Origin of the sequence: Asticcacaulis endophyticus (assembly GCF_014652575.1) — a bacterium.
Taxonomy (GTDB): Bacteria; Pseudomonadota; Alphaproteobacteria; order Caulobacterales; family Caulobacteraceae; genus Asticcacaulis; species Asticcacaulis endophyticus.
Genome location: NZ_BMZB01000004.1, coordinates 75,775 through 96,685, shown reverse-complemented (window position 1 = coordinate 96,685; position 20,911 = coordinate 75,775). Strand labels below are relative to the sequence as shown.

16 protein-coding genes are annotated in these 20,911 nt (G+C 56.3%); 1 reads left to right on the top strand and 15 read right to left on the bottom strand.

Annotation, left to right across the window (positions count from 1 at the left end):
* Positions 1-3 precede the first annotated feature (3 nt).
* From coaD to IE102_RS13570, 5 genes are all read right to left on the bottom strand, one after another.
* A complete protein-coding gene (gene coaD, locus IE102_RS13590) occupies positions 4-486 on the bottom strand; it encodes a pantetheine-phosphate adenylyltransferase (RefSeq protein WP_189487591.1) in 483 nt (160 codons plus the stop codon).
* Between the two features lie 21 nt (positions 487-507).
* Entirely contained in the window at positions 508-3,267 is a 2,760-nt protein-coding gene (gene gyrA, locus IE102_RS13585; RefSeq protein ID WP_189487589.1) for a DNA gyrase subunit A, read from the bottom strand.
* A 297-nt stretch (positions 3,268-3,564) separates the two neighbouring features.
* A complete protein-coding gene (locus IE102_RS13580) occupies positions 3,565-4,989 on the bottom strand; it encodes an efflux transporter outer membrane subunit (RefSeq protein ID WP_189487587.1) in 1,425 nt (474 codons plus the stop codon).
* Positions 4,990-5,010: 21 nt separating this feature from the next.
* Positions 5,011-8,196 carry an efflux RND transporter permease subunit gene (locus IE102_RS13575; RefSeq protein ID WP_189487585.1) on the bottom strand — a complete coding sequence of 1,062 codons (3,186 nt, stop codon included), beginning with the start codon at positions 8,194-8,196 and terminating at the stop codon, positions 5,011-5,013.
* A gap of 12 nt (positions 8,197-8,208) precedes the next feature.
* Positions 8,209-9,423: an efflux RND transporter periplasmic adaptor subunit gene (locus IE102_RS13570; RefSeq protein WP_189487583.1), complete on the bottom strand. Its 1,215-nt coding sequence runs from the start codon at positions 9,421-9,423 to the stop codon at positions 8,209-8,211.
* A gap of 243 nt (positions 9,424-9,666) precedes the next feature.
* Here IE102_RS13570 and IE102_RS13565 point away from each other — a divergent pair, with 243 nt between their 5' ends.
* Positions 9,667-10,293 carry a TetR/AcrR family transcriptional regulator gene (locus IE102_RS13565; protein WP_189487581.1) on the top strand — a complete coding sequence of 209 codons (627 nt, stop codon included), beginning with the start codon at positions 9,667-9,669 and terminating at the stop codon, positions 10,291-10,293.
* On the opposite strand, the gene IE102_RS13560 is transcribed toward IE102_RS13565, so the two are convergent.
* The 10 genes from IE102_RS13560 to IE102_RS13515 all read right to left on the bottom strand — a co-directional run bounded on the left by IE102_RS13560 (position 10,290) and on the right by IE102_RS13515 (position 20,759).
* On the bottom strand, positions 10,290-11,357 hold the full coding sequence (locus IE102_RS13560; protein WP_189487579.1) for a glycosyltransferase family 2 protein: 1,068 nt from the start codon (positions 11,355-11,357) through the stop codon (positions 10,290-10,292). The genes IE102_RS13565 and IE102_RS13560 overlap by 4 nt on opposite strands.
* A 3-nt stretch (positions 11,358-11,360) precedes the next feature.
* The gene (locus IE102_RS13555; protein WP_189487577.1) at positions 11,361-12,116 is read right to left on the bottom strand and encodes a polysaccharide deacetylase family protein; all 756 of its coding nucleotides are present in this window, start codon (positions 12,114-12,116) and stop codon (positions 11,361-11,363) included.
* 160 nt (positions 12,117-12,276) lie between these two features.
* Positions 12,277-12,792 (bottom strand): single-stranded DNA-binding protein, encoded by a 516-nt coding sequence (ssb, locus tag IE102_RS13550; RefSeq protein ID WP_189487575.1) that lies wholly within the window; start codon positions 12,790-12,792, stop codon positions 12,277-12,279.
* A 153-nt stretch (positions 12,793-12,945) separates the two neighbouring features.
* Entirely contained in the window at positions 12,946-13,398 is a 453-nt protein-coding gene (locus IE102_RS13545; protein WP_189487573.1) for a hypothetical protein, read from the bottom strand.
* A 16-nt stretch (positions 13,399-13,414) separates the two neighbouring features.
* Positions 13,415-14,080, bottom strand: a complete 666-nt coding sequence (locus tag IE102_RS13540) for a hypothetical protein (RefSeq protein ID WP_189487571.1) — start codon at positions 14,078-14,080, stop codon at positions 13,415-13,417.
* 149 nt (positions 14,081-14,229) lie between these two features.
* Positions 14,230-17,136 carry a transcriptional regulator gene (locus tag IE102_RS13535; protein ID WP_189487569.1) on the bottom strand — a complete coding sequence of 969 codons (2,907 nt, stop codon included), beginning with the start codon at positions 17,134-17,136 and terminating at the stop codon, positions 14,230-14,232.
* A 155-nt stretch (positions 17,137-17,291) separates the two neighbouring features.
* The gene (locus IE102_RS13530; protein WP_189487567.1) at positions 17,292-18,128 is read right to left on the bottom strand and encodes a flagellin; all 837 of its coding nucleotides are present in this window, start codon (positions 18,126-18,128) and stop codon (positions 17,292-17,294) included.
* A 199-nt stretch (positions 18,129-18,327) separates the two neighbouring features.
* Positions 18,328-18,675 (bottom strand): flagellar biosynthesis protein FlaG, encoded by a 348-nt coding sequence (locus IE102_RS13525; RefSeq protein WP_189487565.1) that lies wholly within the window; start codon positions 18,673-18,675, stop codon positions 18,328-18,330.
* A gap of 135 nt (positions 18,676-18,810) precedes the next feature.
* Positions 18,811-19,641, bottom strand: a complete 831-nt coding sequence (locus IE102_RS13520; RefSeq protein WP_189487563.1) for a flagellin — start codon at positions 19,639-19,641, stop codon at positions 18,811-18,813.
* A 284-nt stretch (positions 19,642-19,925) separates the two neighbouring features.
* On the bottom strand, positions 19,926-20,759 hold the full coding sequence (locus IE102_RS13515; RefSeq protein ID WP_189488021.1) for a flagellin: 834 nt from the start codon (positions 20,757-20,759) through the stop codon (positions 19,926-19,928).
* Positions 20,760-20,911 lie beyond the last annotated feature (152 nt).

Here is a 20,911-nt window from a genome sequence, read left to right as displayed (position 1 = left end):
GTCTTAGTTTCCCACCTTCGCCAAAAGCCGTGTCGCCACGCTTTCCGATACAAACGGCGCAATATTGCCGCCCAATTGGGCTATTTCTTTGACCAAGCGCGACGCAATCGCCTGATGGCGCGGGTCAGCCATTAAAAAAACCGTCTCAAGCTCACGATTAAGCTGTTGGTTCATGGCTGTCATCTGAAATTCGTACTCAAAGTCGGCCACAGCGCGCAAACCGCGGATAATCATGCTGGCACCGACCTCCTGGGCATAGTGCATCAGCAGGCTGTCAAAGGCCGCCACCTCAACCATGTCACCGAGATGACGGGTTTCTTCGCGCACCATCTCCACCCGCTCTTCGAGGGTAAACATAGGTGTCTTACCGATATTACGCGCCACGCCAATGACCAGTCTGTCGACCAGCTTGACCGCCCGCCCGATGATATCGGAATGGCCATTGGTGATCGGATCGAACGTGCCCGGATAAAGACCGATACGCATGGGCTGCCCCCTCTTTTTTATTTATTCGGTCGCGGTTCCGGCATCAGCGTCTGGTTCCCCGGCGATATCACCTTCGTCCTCAGCACTTTCGGCCAAGCGTTCAACCGACACAACCTTTTCGCCCGCCGTGCGGAAGATGGTCACACCTTGCGTATTGCGACTGGCGATGCGGACCTGCGAGACGCGCGTCCGGGTCAGTTGCCCGCCATCGGTAACCAGTAACAACTGATCGGAATCTTCGACGGGGAAGGACGCCACCAGCTTGCCGCCGCGTTTTGAGAGGTCGATGGCGACGATACCCTGCCCGCCCCGACCGGTGCGGCGATAATCATAGGACGATGTGCGCTTACCAAAACCGGTGTCGGCGATGGTCAGAATAAACTCTTCGGCAGCACCGAGTTCGGCAATCCGTTCAGGTGTCAGCGAGGCTTCATCTACCGCTTCGTCGCCGTCGTCTTCAACGGCCACAGACACGTCTTCGCCTTCGCCGGTCACCGCGGCGCGCATGGCCGCGGCATGTTTCAGATAGGCGGTCCGCTCCGCAGGTGTTGCCGCCACACGGCGTAAGATTGCCATCGAAATCACACTGTCGTCAGCCCCAAGGCGGACACCGCGCACGCCGGTCGAACTGCGGCCCGCAAAGACGCGCACTTCATCGACCGCAAAGCGGATCGAACGGCCCGAAGCGGTCGACAGCAGCACGTCCTGATCTTCGGTGCAGATGGCCACGCCCACAATCGCATCGCCCTCTTCGAGCTTCATGGCGATCTTACCAGCGCGGTTGACGTTGACGAAGTCCGACAGCTTGTTGCGACGCACATCGCCTGAGCGGGTGGCAAAGATGATGTCGAGCTTATCCCAGGCCGCTTCTTCTTCCGGCAGGGCCAGAATATTGGTGACGACCTCACCCTTATCGAGCGGCAGGAGGTTGACGAAGGCCTTGCCTTTAGATTGCGGATTGCCGAGCGGCAATTTCCAGACCTTAAGCTTATAGGCCTTACCGGCCGAGGAGAAAAACAGCATCGGTTGGTGGGTCGAGGCTGCGAAAATGCCGGTAATGGCGTCTTCATCCTTCATCGCCATGCCGGAACGGCCCTTGCCGCCGCGATGCTGGGTGCGGTAGGCGGTCAGTGCCGTGCGCTTGACATAGCCCGAATGGGTGACGGTCACGACCATGTCCTCACGCGGGATCAGGTCTTCGTCTTCGATATCACCTTCGCCGTCCACAATCTCAGTACGGCGCGGAATAGCAAACTGGTCGCGCACTTCGATCAGTTCATCGCGCACGATGCCCAAAATACGCTCACGCGACGACAGGATCTCAAGGAACCCGGCAATCGCGCCCGCCAGAGTGCGGGCTTCGCCAAAGATTTCGTCCTGACCCAGACCGGTCAGACGCGACAGGGTCAGCGCCAGAATAGCGCGGGCCTGCTCATCGGTCAGGCGGACATTGGAGCCATCCAGCACGATCGAGCGCGGGTCGGCGATCAGGTCGATGAGCGGCGACATTTCCCCGGCCGGCCAATCGCGGGCAGTCAAGCGCTCACGCGCTTCGGTCGGATCGGCGGATGAGCGGATAATATGGATGACTTCGTCGATATTGGCGACGGCAATGGCCAGACCGACCAAGACGTGGCCACGATCACGGGCTTTGTTCAGTTCAAACTTGGTGCGGCGGATCACGACATCTTCGCGGAACTCAAGGAACAGTTCCAAAAGCTTACGCAGGCCCATCTGCTGCGGGCGGCCGTGGTTCAGCGCCAGCATATTGACGCCAAAGCTGGTCTGAAGCGCCGTATAGCGGAAAAGCTGATTGAGGATGACATCGCCCGACGCGTCGCGCTTAAGCTCAACGACGATGCGCATACCCTGACGGTCGCTTTCGTCGCGGATGTCGGAAATGCCTTCGATACGTTTGTCACGAACCAGTTCAGCGATGTGTTCGATCAGGGACGCTTTGTTGACCTGAAACGGGATTTCGGTGACGACAATGGCCTCGCGGTCCTTACGGATCGTCTCAACGGTGGCTTTAGAACGCATGATCACCGAGCCACGCCCGGTCATCAGGGCCTGACGCGCACCGGAGCGACCCAAGATTTCGCCGCCGGTCGGGAAGTCCGGCCCCGGCACGAATTCCAGCAGTTCTTCAAGTGAGATATCAGGTGTTTCCAGCATGGCCAGACAGGCATTGACGATTTCGCCCAGATTGTGCGGCGGAATATTGGTGGCCATACCGACCGCGATACCCCCGGCGCCATTGACGAGCAGGTTGGGGATGCGCGATGGCAGAACGGTCGGTTCTTCTTCCTTACCGTCATAGTTGGGCTGGAAATCGACCGTGTCTTTATCGATGTCGGCCAGAATAGGCATGGCCGCCTTGGCCAGACGACATTCGGTGTAACGCATGGCGGCCGGCATATCGCCATCGACCGAGCCGAAGTTACCCTGACCGTCGATCAGCACCAGGCCCATCGAAAACGGCTGCGCCATACGTACCAGCGCCATATAGATGGCCGAATCGCCATGCGGGTGCAGGCGACCCATGACGTCACCGACAGGACGGGCGCACTTCACATAGGATTTATCCGGCGTATAGCCCGACTGCTGCATCATATAGAGGATACGGCGGTGTACCGGCTTCAAACCGTCACGGGCGTCCGGCAATGCGCGCGAAACGATCACGCTCATGGCATAGTCGAGATAGGAGCGTTTCAGCTCGTCTTCGATGGCGATATGGGCAATGCCGCCAGAGGGAATACCGGGAAGATTAGTAACAGTCATAAGGCTGTGGTCTTTGCGTTACGGATACGATGGGGGAATCACTTAAGCCCTAAGTTAGCACGGCCCAAAGCGATCATCAAAACGGGCGTTAACGTCTAAAGCAACGGGCAGAAAAGTGTGAGCGGTTTTCTGCGAAAACGTTGCGAAAAAGCAAAAATGAGAGCTGCGGATAAGTTCTTACGAACGTCCGCAGCTCTGACGGTAACGCGCCCCAAAGCAAATAACCGCCGCCATCAGATGTGGATAGGCGTCTCCAGCTTAAATAAAAAAGGCGGCCCGAAGACCGCCTTTTTTCCGTTACTGATTGGCCGCCGCCACGTCGGTGCCGGTTTCGGACACCAGACCGCCACCCAGAGCGCGATAAAGGTCAACCAGATTGGCCGAACGATTATAGCGCGCCTGAATGAGGCCCTGCTGAGACTGGTACAGGGTGCGCTGCGAATCCAGCAGAGTGATATAGCTGTCCACGCCGCGATCAAAGCGGGCCTGAGCCAGTCTTTGGCTGTCGGTTGCCGCCGCCACCACACGTTCAGACGCGGTGATCTGCTGATCGATCGTCGATTTGGTAGCCAACGCATCGGCCACATCGCGGAAAGCACTCTGGATCGCCTTTTCATAGGCCGCGACCAGAATATCACGCTGAACCCTGGCACCACGCAGATTAGCCAGATTGGCACCACCGGCAAAGATCGGCACTGAAACCTGCGGCGTAAAGCTCCAGGTCGACGTCCCGCTTGAGAATAAATCCCCAAATTCCGGGCTGACCGATCCGGTAGACCCCGTCAGCGAAATACGCGGGAAAAAGGCCGCGCGCGCCGCACCTATATTGGCGTTTTGTGACTTAAGATCGTGTTCAGCCGCCACGACATCCGGGCGATTGATCAAAACTTCAGACGGCAGACCGACCGACAGGTCAGAGCGCACCGCACCGGTTTGCGGGAATGACGTCGGCAGATAGTCCGCCGGAATTTCCGAACCGACCAGCAGGGTCAGGGCGTTTTTATCGCGTTCAACCTGCGCCGTCAGCGTGGCGACATCAGACCGCGCCTGCTCCGTCAGGATTTCAAGTTGACGCAACTGAAGCTGATCGGCCACGCCCAAATCAAAGCTGCGCTTGGTCAGGTTATAGCCATCTTCGCGCGCCTTGAGCGTATCACGCGACAAACGCAGGAGATCCTGATCCGCCGCCAGCGCCAGCCAGGCATTGGCGGTTTCCGCCATGAGCGAAATCTGAGCCGAACGACGAGCCTCGTCGGTGGCAAAATAGCTCTCTAAAGCCGCCCGGCTGAGCGAGCGCACCCGGCCAAACAGGTCGAGTTCATAAGACAGCCCCAGATTGGCGCTATAGCTTTCGGTCTCGCCCGACGCCGGTGTGTCCGCCTTGGTGCCCGATACCGCGGCATCAAGCGCCGGCACTAACGATGCCCGCTGAATACGGTACTGAGCGCGGGCCAGTTCGACATTAAGCACCGCCTGACGCAGATCGCGGTTATTTTTCAGCGCCAGATCGATCGTGCTTTGAAGCGCCGGATCAAGGAAGACATCCTTCCACGGCAGACTTTCGGCCGAAGCCGTCCCGGTGGTATCCGGTGCGATCGGCCAGCTTTGCGCGACCGGCATGAGCGGACGCTCATATTTCGGTGCCAGGGTGCAGGCGCTGAGGGCCAAAGCCCCCAGCACGCTGGTTGTCGTGAGCCGGACAACGGATTTGATACGCATCATAAAAATAGTCTCCATGCTCAATTAATGCCCACCATGATCGCGCGGATCATCGGTGGTGGGCGGCAGGCCTGTCGCTTCACGCTCACGCGCCAGCTTGGCCATGTGTTTTTCGTCAGCCTTGAATATCTTTTGTACGATGACAAAGAACAAGGGGATGAAGAAGATCGCCATAACCGTCGCCGCGATAACCCCGCCCAGCAGGCCGGTACCGATGGCGTGCTGCGCCCCGGAACCCGCACCGTTCGAGATGACCAGTGGCATGATCCCGAAGGAAAAGGCCAGCGACGTCATGATGATCGGACGCAGACGGATACGGACGGCCTCTAACGTCGCCTCAACCAGTCCCTTGCCCTGCTCATGCAGTTGCTTGGCAAACTCCACGATCAGGATGGCGTTCTTTGACGACAGGCCGATGGTGGTCAGCAAACCGACCTGGAAGTAGATGTCGTTCGATCCGCCGCGCAGCATGGTGGCCAGAAGCGCCCCCAGAATACCGAGCGGAATAACCAGAATGACCGAGATCGGGATCGACCAGCTTTCATAAAGCGCCGCCAGCAGCAGGAACACCACCAGAATAGAGATGGCATAAAGCGCAGGCGCCTGATTGCCGGATTCGCGTTCCTGCGCCGACAGGCCGGTCCACTCATAACCGATACCCGCAGGCAGTTTGGAGGCGATATCTTCCATGGCCGCCATCGCCGCCCCGGTCGAATTACCGGGGGCCGCAGCACCTTGGATATTCATCGACGAGACACCGTTATAGCGCTCCAGACGTTGCGGGCCGTAAGTCCAGTCAGAGGTCGCAAAGGCTGTGAACGGCACCATCTGCCCGGATGAGTTACGCACATACCATTGGCTCAGATCTTCGGGACGCATACGGTAAGGCGCATCGGCCTGCACATAGACTTTCTTGACACGACCGCGATCCACGAAATCGTTGACGTAGGAGCCACCCCAGGCAGAGCTGAGCGTCGAATTGATATCAGCAATGCTGATACCCATGGCACCCGCCTTAGCGTGGTCAATCGTGACCTTAAGCTGCGGCGTGTCTTCCTGACCGTTCGGGCGAACCCCGGCCAGAACCGGATTTTGACCGGCCATGCCCAGCACCTGATTGCGCGCGGCCAGCAAGGCTTCGTGACCGACGCCGCCAACGTCCTTAAGCTGGAAGTCAAAGCCCGAAGATGTCCCCAGTTCCGCCACGGCGGGCGGGATAATGGCAAACACCATCGCATCGCGGATACCGGCAAAAGCCCCCATCGCACGCCCGGCCACAGCCGGTGCCTTAAGGTTAGCGGCCTTACGATCCTCGAAATCCTTCAGGCGCACGAAGGCCATACCAGCGTTTTGTCCCGCGCCGGAGAAGCTAAAGCCCGTGATGGTGAAGGTCGACAATACGGCTTCGTCCTTGGAGAAGTGATCATATACCTGCTTTAGAACGCCCTTGGTGCGATCTTCCGTCGCGCCCGCCGGCAATTGAACCAGAGTAAAGACAATCCCCTGATCTTCATCGGGCAGGAAGGACGACGGCACGCGCGTAAACAGGAAACCAACCAGCGCCACAATGACGGCAAACACCACCATGTAACGGCCACCCTGATTCAGGATCTTTCCGACCGTGCCCTGATATTTGTTGGCGGCCGAATTGAACGACTTATTGAACCAGCCGAAGAAACCGCGCTCGCTCAGGCCGTGGCCCTTGGTGACCGGCTTAAGCATGGTCGCACACAGGGCCGGTGTCAGCACCAGAGCCACAATAACCGACAAGGCCATGGCCGAAACGATAGTGATCGAGAACTGACGGTAGATCACGCCTTGTGAGCCGCCAAAGAAGGCCATAGGCACGAACACCGCCGACAGCACCAGACCGATACCGACCAGAGCGCCGGTGATTTCATCCATAGACTTACGCGTGGCGGCAACCGGCGATAATCCTTCTTCCGCCATCACCCGCTCAACGTTTTCAACGACCACGATGGCGTCATCGACCAGAAGACCGATGGCCAGCACCATGCCGAACATGGTCAGGGTGTTGATCGAATAGCCAAAGGCCGCCAGAATCGCGAACGTCCCAAGCAACACCACCGGCACGGCAATGGTCGGAATAAGGGTCGCCCGCCAGTTCTGCAAAAACAGAAACATAACGATGAACACCAGCACGACCGCTTCGACCAGAGTTTTTACGACCTCATGGATCGACAGTTCGATGAACGGCGAAGAGTCATACGGCACAACATACTGGTAACCGGCCGGGAAGTTGGCTTTAAGCTCATCCATGCGGTGCTTAACCGCTTCGGCCGTTTCAAGCGCATTACCGCCCGGCGCCAAACGAATGGCCAGACCCGACGCAGGCTTGCCATTATAAAGCGCGCTTGAGCCATAGCTTTCGGAGCCCAGTTCAACCCGCGCTACGTCGCGCAGACGCACAATGGCCCCATCGGTGGCGTTTTTAACGACGATTTGATTGAACTGATCGACCGTCTGAAGCCGCGACTGGGCGGTGATGGTGGCGTTTAGGGCCACACCTTCGGTTGCGGGCAAACCCCCGATCTGACCGGCAGAGACCTGAGCATTCTGGGCCTTGATAGCATTCATGACATCGGTGGGAGTCAGGCCATAATTGGTCAGTTGCCCCGGATTAAGCCAGATACGCATAGCGTATTGCGCGCCAAACAACTGCACTTCGCCCACGCCCTGAACCCGGCTTAACGGGTCTTGCAGGTTGGCGGCGATATAGTCGCCTAGATCGGTATTGGTAACATTAGGGTCGTCAGAATAGAGCCCGACCACCATCAGGAAGTTACGCGCCGATTTGTTAACCCGCACCCCCTGCTGCTGCACTTCTTGTGGCAGGAGCGCCAGGGCCGATTGCAGTTTGTTCTGCACCTGCACCTGCGCAATATCGATGTCCGTGCCCGCCGAGAAGGTCAGGGTCACAGACGCCGAACCCGACGCATCCGAGGTCGAATTCATGTATTCCAGGCCATCAAGGCCCTGCATGCGCTGCTCAATGATCTGAGTTACGCTGTCTTCGACCGTCTTGGCCGAAGCGCCGGGATAGCTCGCCGACACCGACACCTGCGGCAGAGCGATTTCAGGATACTGCGAAATCGGCAGGGTGCGGATCGCCAGCAAACCCGCCAGCATGATAACAATGGCGACGACCCACGCAAAGACGGGCCTGTCTATAAAGAAACGCGATAACATATGACAGGTTCCCTATTGCTTGGCCGGAGCGGCAGCCGCTTTGGCCGCAGGTGTCGGTGCATCAGATTCCTTGGCACCAACCACGACCGGCTTGACCGGCGCATCACCTTGCACCTTCATCAGGCCGTCCACGATCACGCGGTCATTGGATTGCAGACCGCTGGTGACGACCCACTTATCGCCCATCATCTGAGCGATCTGAACCGGACGGGGCTCGACCTTGTTGTCCTTGCCCACGACCATGACCGAGGCATTACCCTTCGGGTCACGTTGCACGGCGGCCTGCGGGACCAGTATGCCCTGCCCCACCACACCCTTAGTCAGGCGGGCGCGTACATACATCCCCGGCAGCAAGGTGCCGTTAGGGTTATTGAAAATGGCGCGCAGGTTGACTGACCCGGTTTCAGGATCGACCGTCACGTCGGAAAATTCCAGCCGGCCCTTTTGCGGATAAACGCTGCCGTCTTCGAGGATAAGCTCTACATCGGCACTGCTGGACGCCCCCAATGAGCCGTCCGCCATCGCCTTTTGCAGGCTGAGCAGTTCCGAGGTCGTCTGATTAATATCGACGTAAATTTTGTCGGTCGCCTGAATCGTCGCCAGCGGGGTCGCCTGCGATGCCGTCACCAGCGCGCCAGACGTGACGCTCGACTTACCGATGCGGCCGGAAATGGGTGCCAGAACCTTGGTGTAGCCCAGATTGATGCGGGCATTATCCACAGCCGCCTTTTGGGCCGCGACATTGGCCTCGGCTTGCTGCAAAGCGGCCTGAGCGTCATCATTGGCCTGCTGAGAGACCGCGTTGATCTTGACCAGTTCAGTATAACGTCCGGCCAGAAGCTTGGCCGAGGTCAGGCTGGCATTGGCCTGAGCGAGCCCCGCTGCGGCACTGTTGTAGGCTGCCTGATAGGTGGCCGAATCGATCTGATACAGTGACTGACCGGCACTGACGACCGAGCCTTCTTCGAACAGGCGAGCCTTGACGATGCCATTGACCTGCGGGCGGACTTCCGAGACCAGAAAGGCCGAGGTACGGCCGGATAATTCCGTGGTCAGGGTGACGGGTTCGCTCTGGACGACGACAATGCCGACCTCAGCCGGGCCACCGGCTCCCATACCCTGAGCGGCGTTCTTATTGCCGCAGGCGACTAACAGCACCCCTGCAGCGCCGACGATCAGCGCCGTGCGGCCGGTTTGGCCCAGAAGGGTGCGTAAATGAATGCGCATGAAAAGCTCCATAGCTGAAAATATCTGGCGCATATCCCGCAAACGGAAATAAGCCCCATCTTTTGGATGACGCCGGCCAAAGAAATTATTGAGAATGAACGATCATTCTCATTTTCACTGGATTTATGCCGTCAAATGAACTAAGTCAAGCCTACAATAGCTTACAAACGCGTAATTTTTGTGCAACCGCACAAAACAACGCATACAATACCGCATCCGTATCACAGGTAAATTCACGTAAAAATGAACACGTCAGTGTCACCAAAGCCCGCTACCAAACCCCGCCAGAATCGGGAAGCCCGCCAGCAGCATATACTGGACGCGACCGCGCGTTGCGTGCGTCAGTCAGGCTTTCATGGTGCCAGCATGGCCAGTATCGCTCAGGAAGCGGGTATGAGTGTCGGCGTCATCTATCGCTACTTTGCCAACAAAGAAGCGATCATCGAGGCTATTGTCGCCAACGATCTGGCTGAAATGCGTGAAAAATTCGCTGAGTTTGATACAGTTGCGGATGACGATCTGATTGACCGTCTGGTCGATATCATCCCGATGGCGATTGAACATAAATATAATAATGAAAAAACTGCCCTCGCCCTTGAGGTGCTGGCCGAGGCTGCACGCAATCCAAATGTCGCCGCGATCATCAAAAAATCAGAAGCTCAGGAACGCGAACTGGTTCTGACCCTGCTTAGACGCATCTATGGCGAAGATATCGAGACCTCAACACTTCTGGCGCGCAACGAGGTGATTGCCATGATCTTTGACGGCATGCTGGTTCGCAGCGTCTGCGCCCCGGATATAGACCGTGATCAGATGATCAAATGGCTGCGTAAGGTCGTGCGTTATACGTTTGAAATAAAAGACTATTAAAATCCGGCCAGATTTTGCAAGCCGCCCGTACCAATCGACAAACAGGTCGGCATGGCCAGCGAAATAGGCACGCTCACCATCCGCACCAGACTATTCAAGGGCCGCCGCAGGGCCTCAGTCACCATGCCCATATTGAACGCCAGCCGCAGGTCAATTTCCCGCCGCACTGGCAACAGCGGCGACGTCAGCATCAGCGGCAAGGATTTAATGCCCGCCGTGATCGCCGATCGGGTCAGTTTCCCTGGTTGCGTCACAGTCATGATTCGCGCCGTTGAAATCCCTTCCCAGTAGGATCTTCGACGGGCCCAACTCCGGTCAAGGCGATCAGGCTCGATGTCATGCCATACCCGGATGCGATCAGAATGCCATATCCGCCAGCCGCGTGCGTCTAACTGGATAAGCAACAAAACCTCTTCCCCGCTCAGCAGGCTGCGGCCATCCCGTCCTAAGCCGCGATTAAACCCACCGACCTGTTCCAGTGCACAGACGCGCACCAGCGAGTGTCCGATACCGAATTGCGGGCGCTCAGTCTGATCGAACTCCCCCTCGGCCATAATCTCCCCCAGAAAGGCGCGCCAGCGTGGCCCTATCCGCCCCATATCCGGCGCCAGTTCATAGGCCGGGATCACTACACCCCCGCAGGCCGCGCAGTCTTCTGGCAGACGCCGGATCAGCGTCATGGCTTCATCCAGCCAGTCTTCTGATGGGACTTCGTCGTCGTCGATAAAGGCGATCCACCCGCTACGGGCGTGCGCCACGCCGGTGTTGCGCGCCAGGGAGACACCTTTTTCTTCAACCCGGATAAGTCGTACGTCCGCAAACTCGGCTACGATGTCAATAAGCGCACGGCGATGATCATTATGACTGGCGCTATCAATCACCAGAATTTCAGCCGCATGGGCTTTTAACTGCGGCGTCAGGGCCTTGAGCAGCCGTGCCGTCAGGGCGGAGCGGTTATGGGTGCAGATAATAATGCTTAAATCCGGACATACCGTCGCAAACGGCAGCTTCGGGCCTTTGACTTCGCGGGCTTTATCAGCCTGCGGTATTTTGGCATGTTTCACATGCTACTCCATGTAGACCGTTCTGATGTAACGGTTGACAAGCTTCTGCCTGACCGGAAGCATTTCCGTTACCGCCACACCTTTTACTTGTGCGGTCAGCAAGATCCGTTCCAAAAGAATGGAAGCGACATCCCCGATATAGCGCGCAGGCACCCCGATCGGATCTTCGTGCATAAGGATGGTTGATCCTAGAAACCTCGGATCAGCAAAGGCGGCTTCGACCGCCGCATTACAGTTCCGCTCAACCTGTGAGAGATCGACACAATCATCAGCGAGGGCGAAATCCTTAAAATCATAACGCCAGTGACCTATCTGACATCCCGGCAGCCAAGCCTTTAACAACCTATGCATGTCAGGTGAACGGTGACCCGAACCATAGGGCAGACGCACAATGTAATCTTGCGGCGTAGGCCGTGCCTTCGCCAGAATCGCTTCGGTGCGCCGCAGTTCATCTAGGGCGGCTTCGGGGGCTAATCGGTCAAGCCGTACGTGGGAATAGCCGTGGGCATAGATCGCATTACCACTATCCACTATCGCCTGTACCAATTCGGGATATTGCTCGGCCCGTTCTCCCGACAGGAAAAACGTCGCCCTGGCGTCATGGGTTTTCAGCAGTTCAAGCACTTTAAGCGTGGTGCGCGGTGACGGGCCGTCATCAAGGCTTAAGGCAATACGCGACGGCCCTTTTGGCGCCTTGTGCACAATCGGCAGCCACGCCCCGTTCGACACGCCAAACTGCTGTCTCAGATAGCCGAACATATTTCCTGCGCCCTATGACGGAACCCATGGCGGTTCCCTATTAGGCGCAGACTATAGCCGTTAACCGTTAAATCGCCGTAAGACGACACGGTTAAGAAACGTAAAAAGCCACGTTAAATCAATAACGTGGCCTTAAGATTTCATACGGCTTTTCAAAGCTTTAGAACGGGATTTCGTCATCCAGATCGAAGTTTTGGGCCGGTCCGGAGCCTTGCTGACGCGGGCCAGAACTGGCCGGCGCGCCGCCGCCGTAGCCACCGTCATCACCATAGCCGCCCTGATCGTAGCCGCCCGACGACTGGTTGCTTTGGCCGCCGGAATCGCCACGCCCGCCCAGCAGGGTCAACTCACCGCGGAACTTTTGCAGCACGACTTCGGTGGAATATTTTTCAACGCCCTGCTGATCGGTCCATTTGCGGGTCTGCAATGAACCCTCCAGATACACGGTCGAGCCCTTACGCAGATATTGCTCGGCGATCTTGGCCAGATTGTCATTGAAGATCACCACGCGGTGCCATTCGGTCTTTTCCTTGCGCTCACCCGACATCTTGTCGCGCCAGCTTTCCGAAGTAGCGACCGTCAGATTGGCGACACGGTCACCGGAATTAAGCGTGCGGATTTCCGGGTCTTTGCCCAGATTCCCGACCAGAATAACCTTATTAACACTGCCCGCCATTACGAATACCTTTCTGTCACAGGCCCCGCGACCAAAGCGCTCAGGGGCCGGAGGGTTCGCCCCTCTGATTCCAAGCCCCGACACTATGATGAAGCCGCCCGCACGCCAAGCGCAGAGTTTGCACCATTAACACTTAATTAAAGCGTCCAACGACTACGGCAGATTGGCGGGCTCACGGATCGGGCCCGAAGGCTGCGGCGGTGTGCGGTCTTCGACAATCGATCCTGGTACAATCAGGCGATCCTCACGCGGGTGCTTGACCAAAAGTGTCATGCGTCGCCCGTCCAGGGTACGCGAAAACTTAACCAGCTTGGCGTCTACAAACAGGAAGTTGCCCTGATAGGCGCCGTAAATGATCTTGCGGCTGACGCCCTGTTTCAGGAATTCCAGACGCAGCTTGAACAACTGCGCCGCGCAATATTCGATCGACGGCTGATTGCGGGCAACCACATTATATTTGACGTCGCCAGATGCCGGAAAGCCAACCTGATAACAGACGCCGGTATCGAGCGGCGCCTTGGGGCCTGCTTTTTGACACGACGCCAGCCCAACGGAGGCCATCACCATAAGGCCAAGACCGGCGATCAGTTTCATCCCTTTTGACATTTCACTCACCTGATTTCTATTTCACCAGCGGGACGCTACAGCCCTTGCCCTGATCAACAAACGTGCGGAAATTTTTGTTATCGCTTGAGATTTCTACCCGGTTTGGCACCAGACGCAGGCTCTGATCGCCCCAGCGGCCATAGGATGCCGATCCCGGACGCTCGCACCGGCCATCATACAGCAACTGCACGCAGGTGCCGAGGCTCAAACCTTCGGACAACCGGCGCCATTCGCCACCCGCGTAGCGCAGACAGGCCGCAACCGGTCCACCCGACTGATCCAGATTCTGCGGCATGACTTCGCCGCCCAGCGTACCATCCGGGGTGGCGGGTGTCGCCACAACCGGCTCGGCCGGTGGCGGGGCCAATGAGGCCGTCGGTGCTGCGGACAATTCACCGCTTTCATCGACGCCGACATCGAGCGCCTGCGCGGCCACACCGTTTTTCTGCGCACATTCGGCTAGCGTAAACGTGCCGACATATTCGCCGCTGACGAAGCAGCGAAGCGTGCGCGACGAATTAATAGCGGGCGCTTCGGCGATATCCAGTTGCAGCCCCGGCGGCGCTTCGTTCATGCGCTCACCGTCCTTTTGGCCGGACGACATCGCAAACGCCAGCACAATGCCGATCAACAGGGCCGCACCGGCGCCAATGCCCAGATAAATCATCTGCTGCTTTTGCATGAAACCTTCTTCCCCCACCTTAAAGGCCTTTTTTCGGCCAAAGGTTAAGCTACACCAATAATTATCGCGCACACTAAAGCGCAATCGCCAAGGTGTGAAGCGTTTTTAGGTTAATGCGATGATGTGATATTTGTACGGCCGCGCGAAATCTATCCGCCGGAAAGGCGGTTTAGAGCGTCCTGATAGTTGGCCAGTTGCTTGGTCAGGTACGCTGGAACGGTCCCGCCGGTCTTGCCTTTTTTATCGGCTTCTTCGGACGAGTCGCCATAACGCAGGTAACGATAGGCGCTGCGGACGTTTTTCATAGCGTCTTCAAGCACCTTTTTGACCGCGTCGATGGTATCTTCATCAGAGATGTTGAGATTGCTGTCGAGGTTAAGACCGAACATCTTGACGTCCTTACCCGACTGCTTGCTGGCTTCTGATGAGGTTTGTGAGGCCGCGTTCGTGACCAGACCTTCGCTCAGGCCAAGGCTATCGAGCGCATCCTTGCCTTCGGTTCCGCGCACGATTTCGATCTCAGCATTGCCAAATTTAGGCGTGATGGTCAGGATGGATTCTGGTTTGCCCGTCACCTTGGTGACCTTAACATCCATCTTGTAGCCGGCGGCACGGTTGATCTTGGTCGCCAGGGTTTCCAGTGTGTCCTTGGCCTCGATCACGATCTTTTTCTTAGTGCCCGTCTTCGGGTCGCGTACATAGAACTCATCGCCCGGCCGGGCCGTGGTGTTGGCCACCAAGCTGGACGAATCCTTGTACTGCAAGGTCCCGGTCGGCAAACCCAGCTTATCAAGCACGCTTGATGAATTCTTGGAAATGGCAATCGCGTTCGGATTAACCTCGCCGTTTTTGCCGGTATAGCGGGTCTGCCATTCGACATCACCGCTTTCGACATCCACGCGCGCCAGCACGGCGTCTTTTTCGCCAATCTTGGTGGTGCCGTCGACTGCACCCTTGGTCTGGAAGGCAATCCAGGCCTTGCCGTCGCTGAAGGTCACTTTCGCGTTGGCTTCGCTTTCGCTAGAACCGTAAAACGACACCGCATCCGCCGAGGTATCGCCCAGATCCTTACTTACCGACAAGGCAAAGGCATCCTGTCCACCGGTGTAGGCATGACCTGCGCTCACGCCGTCCATAAGTTTTGTATTCGCACCCGTCGCCGTCGTACTCTGATTGGCACTGCCGCCCAGATAGACCTTGCCGTCATAAACCGAAACCGAACTGATCGAACCGCCGCCCAGATTACCCAGATCGCGCGTTTCAGACAGCACAGGCTTGCCCGACGTCAGGTCATATGACCTCAAGACGGCATTGCCGTTTTCGTTGGCGGCCACATACAGCGTATTGCCATCAACCGTCATGGCATTCGCCGCGTCGGTGGCACTCGTGCCGAACTGGGTCGTTGACTGATAGCCACCGGTGGCCGAAAATTTCATGACATAGGCATCCCAGCCCCCGGCGCTGGTGACGCCCTGCGCTGTGGCTGCGCCATCAGTCGCGCCGCTCATAGTGCCCTGCGCGCGCCCGCCGACATAGACCGAACCGTCCGTGCCAAAGGATACTGACAGGGCTTCGTCCATCCCGATTGAGCCGCGGCGCTGAGTCCACAACTCATCACCTGCCGCATCAAAAACCGTGACAAAACTATCTGAGATGCTTTCGTTATAGCCCTTGGTGGTCTCATAGGTAGAGGTCGTATAGGTTTTGCCATCCGCACTGGTAAAGGTCTTGGTAGTCTGAACGCCCAGTTCGCCGGTCACGGAGCCCGCAATCGCCACCTTGCCATCCGCGCTTACCGTCATGGCAAGCCCCGATGCCTGATCAGCAGCCCCTAAAGTGCGCGTGTAAAGCATCTTACCGGCGGAGTCGTATTTGATCAGGGCGACATCCTTGGTGCCCTTGATGCCCTGCCCGTCAACTTCACCATCCACATCGGCCAGCACGTAGACCGAGCCATCTGCCCCCGATACGGTCTGGCGAACATTGGTGATGTTTTCTTCCAGCACCGCCTGCCCGGTTCGCCCTTCGGACCAGTAGGTATCGGTCACACCCGCCGTAGCGGTTGAAGGGTTGGTGCCGGAAATATCGGCCTGAAACTTGACAAGCTGGGTCGACAGATCATCCAGAGTTTCCGGTTTATCCTTGTCGTCGTTATCAGTATCACCTGTGGTTTGAACCACATAAACCGAATCCGACATCTGGGCCGCCGAAAACTTGATCAGTTCGGTCGTCGTGCCCTGCACCTTTAGCGAAAAGGTATCAAGGCCTTTATTAACTGTGACTTCCTTTTCACCGACCTTGATGGTCTCCGCCTTGGCGGGTGTACGCTCGACCGTGAAACGGGTGGTGGCCCCGGCATCTTTGAGCTTGGAATTGATGAAATTGACGACATTGCCCATGGAGCGGTTCGTCGTGCCCATTTCGGACAGGTCAATCTCAACATTCTTAGGGGTATAAAGGCCGGCACTGGGCGGGTTGATGGCGATGTTGAATTTCACGTCGCCTTCAAACGCCTTGACCGATGACGTCGCCGAGCCCTTATGGATATCCTTAGCCACATAGGTGGTATCGGTGCGCGCCACGCCGGTTGTGCTTTTCAGCTTTTCCGTCAGCGCGCCCTGCACCAGACTAACGTGGTCCAGTTCGGCATCCGAGACATAGTCCTGAATTTCAGACATGCCGCTGGTGAACAGGCGCTGTAAGGTACGCATGACGGTCGAGGTCGTGGTATTTTCCTGAGCCTTATTGGCGATGCCCATCAGGGTGTTCAACCCCTGATACAGGGTAAACAGCTTTTTATAGTCCTGCGACGCCCCGGCCAGATCAAGCGAGACATTGCCTTCCTTGATGAATTTGGAACCGGCCATGACCTTGCGCACCAGTTCGTCAGAACTGGCCGCACCGGATTTGGTTTCCCAAGGCGCGCTTGGGGCCTTGGTGGTACCGGTCGGAGAATTCGTCGCGGTTGATGCATTCGTGAGCGAAGACACACCGCTATTAACGCCAGCTTTGGCGTTATAGTAGCTTTGCAAAAAGCTGGCATCCAGTCCGATCACGAGAGCTCAATCCTTGAGGCACAATTACGAATTTCGAGGATGCCCGAACAAAGCTTAAGATTCGTAAACGTTTGCGCCATTTCCATTGAAAATAAGCAAAATAAAACCGGCCAAAGCGTATTTGGCCGGTATAAAGATACAGATTATTCGGCAGTTTAGCCGCCCTGGAACAGACTCAAAATCACCTGCGGGCCAGAGTTGGCGATCGACAGCGCCTGCGTTCCCAACTGCTGCTGAACCTGCAAGGCCTGAAGCTTGGCGCTCTCCTTGGCCATATCGGCATCAACAAGATTGCCGATACCCGAATTCAATGAGTCCGTCAGCTTTGACACAAAACTCAGATGGCCATCGATTTGTTTGGCTTGCGACCCCAGCGCACCCAGAGCAGCGTTAACATTCTGTATGGAGGTATCAAGCCTAACCAGCATTCCAGATGCAACAGTCGCGCTCATTATTGTCGATCCGGACGTCAAGGTAATCGTTGTGCCGCCAAGCGACAAATCGCGCGTCGACAACGTAATATTCGAGGTCGCGTCCGCATCGGCAATAAATTGAATTCCATTCGGCAGACTGCCGTCAAGTATATTGGCACCATCGAAATTGGCGCTAGTGGTCGTCTGCTTGATCTGGTTCAGCAACGCACGGAAGTCGGAGTTCAATGCATTGCGCGACGCCGTATCAATCGACGGGTCCATGGCCGAAACGACCTTTTCGCGCAACTCAACCAGCAGATCGGAAACCGTTTCACCGGCTGCCAGAGATACATCTGAAATCGAGGCTGCCCGGTTAAGGCTGGAGGTTACCGCCGCCAGCGAACTGACGTCCGCGCGCTGCCCCTGAGCGATGGCATAGACTGAGGCATTATCCTTGGCGCTGTTGACATTTAACCCGGTAGAAATCCGGTTCTGAACCCCGTTGAGATTACTCGTCGTGTTGTTCAGATTCTGCAACGCGATCATGGCAGACTTATTCGTATGCACACTGACCGTCATGACCTAACCTCCATAATTCTGCGCTCCGTGATCCAATACCTGAACCCTAATATGCCGGTATTTTCGGCACAGGGAATCGGCGCGACTCACAGTCTTATTAATTATGGTAAGCAAAAGGTTAATATTAACCAACGACTTTATCCGCACGCCAGTCAGCGTACGGTAAAAAACACCCGATAATGACGCTTAAGTGTTTTACTTAAATATCTGTTTTTATTACAGAACCTGTGCGGTAGTTCGCGTCGTTTTTCATGTCTAATAATTCTTTACGCGGCAACTGACTTACGACCTGCCCGGTAAGACGATTAATGGCTTTATAGACAAAATCGCCCGTATCGGGATCGACATCGACCACGAGCTTCAATTGATAGGCCAAAGGCTTGGCCATGGAATCACTTTTGGATTCCTTAGAAGAGCCCTTGTTATCCGCAGCACTCTTGCCGGCACTGGCCAGCACAGTCTGCGGCATTTCCCTGGCTACATCAGGAACAGCTTTGACGGGAGTTACGTCTGAAACCTGAGGTACGCCTGATACATTATTGATCATCTCCTGCTACGCTTCACTTTGGGAGGCCCGAAAACGACGGAACTGAGTGAAACGCCCTCTGCTGATTGGACCGCGCGTTCCGCGGCCTGAATGAGAGAGGAAGGCGGGATTTCAGGTCCCGCCTCCCCTTCCGGATTAACGGAACAAGCTCAAAACAGTCGAAGTCGACTGGTTGGCGATCGAGAGCGCCTGAATGCCGAGCTGCTGCTTGGTTTGCAGAGCTTGCAGTTTAGCACTTTCCTTGGCCATGTCGGCATCGACAAGGTTACCAATACCGGCTTCCATGGCATCCTGAAGCTTCGAAACGAAGCCTGCATGGTTTTCAAGCGCCTTGGACGATGTACCCAGCTTCGACAGAGAGGTCGACACGTTCTTGATAGACGCATCAATCGTTGCCAGCAGGGCACCCGCTGACGACGCCGTAGCGAAGGTAGCGTTCGTTGCCAAGGTGATGACAGAACCGCCCAAAGACATGTTCTGACCAGAAACCGTCAACGTGCTCGAACCGCTGGCGTTAGCCAGTGCCTTAATGTCGGCATCCGAACCATCAACCAGGTTGATCCCGTTGAAAGTGGCGTTAGTGAGGGTTTTTTTGATCTGATCGCGGATAGACGCAAAGTCTTCCTTCAGAGCGTCGCGGCTGGTGGTGTCAAGGCCGGTGTCCGAAGCCGCCAGAGCCTTTTCCTTCAACTGCGTAAGCATGTCGGAAACCGATTCACCGGCTGCCATGGACACGTCAACGACCGATTGGCCGCGTGACAGCGATTCCGAAACAGCGTTCAGCGCGCTGACTTCCGAACGCTGGCTTTGCGCGATAGCAAAGATAGCGCCGTTGTCCTTGGCCGAACCGACTTTCAGGCCCGTATTGATACGCTCCTGAGTGGTGGCAAGTTGCGAATTGGTTTTGTTGAGGTTTTGCAGAGCAATTGCTGCACCGACGTTCGTGTTAACGCTATTGAGCGCCATGATTCTATTCCTTCTAATAGATGTAACCAGCGACATTTTGTCTGCTGGCGGCATTTTGCCTGAGCTGAAGGATGCAAAGGCCGCGCCAAAGGCCGCGAAGGAAGAAAACTTACGCAAACCTATGAAATATAAGCGTTATAGCTTTGTTAATTATACATTTTAGTGGTAATTTTTGCCGGTCAAGACCTGGCGAATAGGCAATATTTGCCCAGGGCGGCAAAATATGCCACCTGAAAAGGCTGCCGGAGGAGACGGCAAGTGCCGCCCCGCTCCGGCCAATGCGATTAGCCCTGGAACAGACTGAGGATCGTCTGTGGCGCCTGATTGGCAATAGAAAGAGCCTGTATACCCAACTGCTGCTTGGTTTGCAGCGCGGTGAGCTTTGCGCTTTCCTTGGCCATGTCGGCATCCACGAGGTTTCCGATACCCGCTTCCATGGAATCGACAAGTTTTGAAACGAACGTAGAATGAGCCTCCAGAGACTTTGACGATGTCCCTAGACGTGCGAGCGCCAGGGATACGTTCTTAACGGAGCTATCCAGGGTAGACAGCAAACCACTCGCCGACGAAGCTGTCGAGAAGGTCGCATCTGACGCCAGAGACAGAATAGTTCCGCCAAGGGAAAGATCCTGCGCTGCCACCGTCAGCTTATTCACCCCATCCGCCGAAGCCAACGCATTGATACCGTCAGCGCCCGCCTCGATCAGATTGATGCCATTGAAGACCGCATTCGAAATCGTCTTCTTGATCTGGTCACGCAACGACTGAAAATCTTCCTTCAGGGCGTCACGGCTGACCGTATCAAGACCGGTATCCGAAGCTGATAGAGCTAACTCCTTCATTTGGGTAAGGATATCCGAAATCCCCTCACCCGCCGCCATAGCCACATCCACAGCGGACATGGCACGGTTAAGCGAGTCTGAAACCGCTCCGAGCGCTGCGACGTCGGCGCGCTGACTTTGAGCAATCGCATAGACCGCACCATTGTCCTTCGCGCTGGCGACCTTCAGGCCGGTATTAATGCGGTTCTGGGTTTCCGAAAGATCCTTATTCGTTCTGTTCAGGTTTTGGAGCGCGATCATTGCGCCCACGTTGGTATTGACCGATACATTAGACATCGGGTGTTCCTTTCCATTCTGGTCGGGGATTTTGCGCGGCGATTTTGCCGAAAAGCCATTTTGGCTTAACTTAGACATAGCAATGCCGATGCCAGCGCAGGACGCCGTCGTTAATTATTTATACAATTGAATTTTATGGATATTTTTAAATT

Coding starts and splice junctions, on each gene's coding strand:
- coaD (WP_189487591.1), bottom strand. CDS start 486: ATGCGTATCGGTCTTTATCCGGGCACGTTCGATCCGATCACCAATGGC.
- gyrA (WP_189487589.1), bottom strand. CDS start 3,267: ATGACTGTTACTAATCTTCCCGGTATTCCCTCTGGCGGCATTGCCCAT.
- IE102_RS13580 (WP_189487587.1), bottom strand. CDS start 4,989: ATGATGCGTATCAAATCCGTTGTCCGGCTCACGACAACCAGCGTGCTG.
- IE102_RS13575 (WP_189487585.1), bottom strand. CDS start 8,196: ATGTTATCGCGTTTCTTTATAGACAGGCCCGTCTTTGCGTGGGTCGTC.
- IE102_RS13570 (WP_189487583.1), bottom strand. CDS start 9,423: ATGCGCATTCATTTACGCACCCTTCTGGGCCAAACCGGCCGCACGGCG.
- IE102_RS13565 (WP_189487581.1), top strand. CDS start 9,667: ATGAACACGTCAGTGTCACCAAAGCCCGCTACCAAACCCCGCCAGAAT.
- IE102_RS13555 (WP_189487577.1), bottom strand. CDS start 12,116: ATGTTCGGCTATCTGAGACAGCAGTTTGGCGTGTCGAACGGGGCGTGG.
- ssb (WP_189487575.1), bottom strand. CDS start 12,792: ATGGCGGGCAGTGTTAATAAGGTTATTCTGGTCGGGAATCTGGGCAAA.
- IE102_RS13545 (WP_189487573.1), bottom strand. CDS start 13,398: ATGTCAAAAGGGATGAAACTGATCGCCGGTCTTGGCCTTATGGTGATG.
- IE102_RS13540 (WP_189487571.1), bottom strand. CDS start 14,080: ATGCAAAAGCAGCAGATGATTTATCTGGGCATTGGCGCCGGTGCGGCC.
- IE102_RS13530 (WP_189487567.1), bottom strand. CDS start 18,128: ATGACGGTCAGTGTGCATACGAATAAGTCTGCCATGATCGCGTTGCAG.
- IE102_RS13525 (WP_189487565.1), bottom strand. CDS start 18,675: ATGATCAATAATGTATCAGGCGTACCTCAGGTTTCAGACGTAACTCCC.
- IE102_RS13520 (WP_189487563.1), bottom strand. CDS start 19,641: ATGGCGCTCAATAGCGTTAACACGAACGTCGGTGCAGCAATTGCTCTG.
- IE102_RS13515 (WP_189488021.1), bottom strand. CDS start 20,759: ATGTCTAATGTATCGGTCAATACCAACGTGGGCGCAATGATCGCGCTC.